This is a genomic window from Acidaminococcus sp. HCP3S3_H5 (assembly GCF_052122235.1).
GTDB lineage: Bacteria > Bacillota > Negativicutes > Acidaminococcales > Acidaminococcaceae > Acidaminococcus.
The window spans coordinates 1-770 of the sequence record NZ_JBQKCS010000020.1; the positions used below are offsets into that span (position 1 = coordinate 1).

The 770-nt window shown below is 64.7% G+C and carries 1 pseudogene; it reads left to right on the forward strand.

The annotated features are described in order from the left end of the window. Positions 1 to 26: 26 nt before the first annotated feature. Positions 27 to 770, forward strand: a pseudogene (locus ACTQY5_RS10975) (hypothetical protein); the annotation flags it as partial.

The following is a 770-nucleotide window of genomic DNA, read 5'->3' on the forward strand; positions in this document are numbered from 1 at the left end:
GCCCTGGGCCGGTGGAGGGGCAGCCGTTGACGTTTGATGATGAGATGCTCGATTTCGTCGTGGACGCCTACGAGCTCGAACCGGCGTCTGGGCGCAGGCTGATCTCTCGTGGCGTGCTGTCGATGCCCAAGGGTCGGGCGAAGTCGGAGGTTGCAGGGCTGATTGGCGTGGCGGAGGCCCTTGCTCCGGTGCGTTTCGATGGCTGGGATGCGAGTGGGCAGCCGGTGGGTCGCCCGATCCGCTCCCCGTTTGTCCGCTGCCTCGCGACCGAGGAAAGGCAGAGCGGGAACACGTTCCAAAACCTCGCCTTCGTCATGGGTGACTGGGGTCACGACAATCACCCCGACATCTATGGCGGCGTGAAGGGCATCCGCGACTACCGCTCAGCGACCAACATCTACCTGCCGAACGGCGGGGAATGCCGCTCGAGCTCGTCCGGTGCCGCGTCGAAGGACGGAGGCAAGGAGACCTTCCTCGTGCCGGATGAGGTGCACCTGTACGTACTCCCGGAGCTGCGGAACATGTACGCCACAACGATGCGCAACCTCCCAAAAAGGGCGGGCGACGAACCGTGGGCGCTGCTGACAACGACCGCATTCCGTTACGGCGAGGAAAGCGTCTGGGAGACGATCTACAAGCGCTGGAAGACCAAGCAGCTTGGCCCCGGATGGCTGGTCCACCATCGCGAGGCGAAGGGACCTATCCGCATCTACGAGGACCGCGAGCACACGCTGGCGCAACTGCGCTACGTGTACGGCGCGGCCATGGAC